This is a genomic window from Gynuella sp. (assembly GCF_050297175.1).
In the GTDB taxonomy this organism is placed as follows: Bacteria; Pseudomonadota; Gammaproteobacteria; order Pseudomonadales; family Natronospirillaceae; genus Gynuella.
Map to the genome: position 1 here is coordinate 1 of NZ_JBNKSF010000032.1, position 1577 is coordinate 1577.

1 protein-coding gene is annotated in these 1577 nt (G+C 45.2%); it reads right to left on the reverse strand.

Going from position 1 to position 1577, the window contains the following annotated elements:
* Window positions 1-1577 (reverse strand): FAD-binding oxidoreductase (locus ACQY6I_RS12190; RefSeq protein ID WP_428241759.1); only part of this gene is annotated, 1577 nt, incomplete at both ends.

Here is a 1577-nt window from a genome sequence, read left to right on the forward strand (position 1 = left end):
CGTCATACATTCGGGTTTGCATTTGCCACAACGCAGACAATTCTTGATGGAATCGTTAATTTCTCCCATCTCACTGTTTTCAAGAATGAGCGCTTCCTGTTCCAGCAAGCGTAATGATGGCGTGTAGGCATTGCCTAGCCCTGAACCTGTCAGTAATTTCCCCTTGCTAAAATGCTGCTCTGGATCGATCTGTTGTTTGTATTTGGCGAAAGCTTCAAGTTTGTCAGTTTCCAGATACTGGATCTTTGTCAGGCCAATACCATGTTCGCCGGAGATTACACCGTTCAACGACGTAGCCAGCTGCATGACTTCATCTACAATCAGGTCGGCCTGATGCAGCATTTCATAATTATCAGAATGAACCGGGATATTGGTATGCACATTGCCATCACCCGCATGCATGTGTAATGCAACAAATAGACGCGAATCTTTGACCTTTTCATGGATTTTCGCTAACTGATTACGCATATCTGCGTACTCAAGTCCCGAAAAGATTTCATCCATCTGCTTTTTGACCTGTCGCTTATAGCTAATCCTTAATTGATTACGCAACAGGCAATCGATCACTCTATCGTCTTTATCGAGTTCGAAGTCCAGCTGTTCAGCAAAGTTACTGGCTGGACTGTCAAAGTGTGCCAGCCATTGTTCCCATTGGGCTATCTGAGCGACCAGACGGGTTATGGCAAAGTCAATCTTGGACAAAAATAATTCATCAGGATCGGATGATTTCTTTATCTTTTGCTGACGATCACTCAGGTATTGTTTTAGCGCAATACATATTTCTACCTTATTACTGATCGATTGGCGGATATTGATGATTTCAATACCACGACTGTAATCACTCAGGTTTTCCAGCGGGATGACTACGTCTTCGTTGATCTTAAATGCATTGGTATGTGCCGAAATGGCTGCGGTACGTTTTCTATCAGCCCAGAATCTTTCACGAGCAGGTTTACTCACCGCAATAAAACCTTCGGCCTGACGTTTATTTGCTAGCTCTACAACTGTCGAACAGGTAGCCGCCAGTAAATCTTCATCGTCAGAAATAATATCCGCCAGCAACAGCATCTTTGGTTGGTCCGAGCGATTAGCTTTGGTGCTGTATTGAACCGCTTTTATGTACCTCGTATCCAGATGTTCCAGTCCTGCAAGCAGTACACCATCGGTTTGATCTATCAAATCCTTGATTTCTACAATAGCCGCCACGTCCTTGCCTGAATCCTGATTGAAGAATTCCAGGCACACAGTACGGGTAAACTCAGGTATCGGGTGCAATACAAAGGTTGCTGAGGTAATCAGGCCATCGCAGCCTTCTTTCTGGATACCAGGCAAGCCCGCCAGAAACTTGTCGGTAACGTCTTTACCTAGCCCAACCTTTCTAAAGGTCTGCCCAGGTATTTTCAGTATCTCTGGTTTGGATAAGACTTTACCGGTTCCTCTTTCGGTACGTGTGATTTCGAACTCAACCGTTTCCTGTAGATGGATCTTGCCCATATTGTGGTTGAGGCGTTTAACCTCCAGCCAGTTGGCATCTGCGGTGACCATCTTCCAGCTCAGCAGGTTATCCAGCGTAGTAC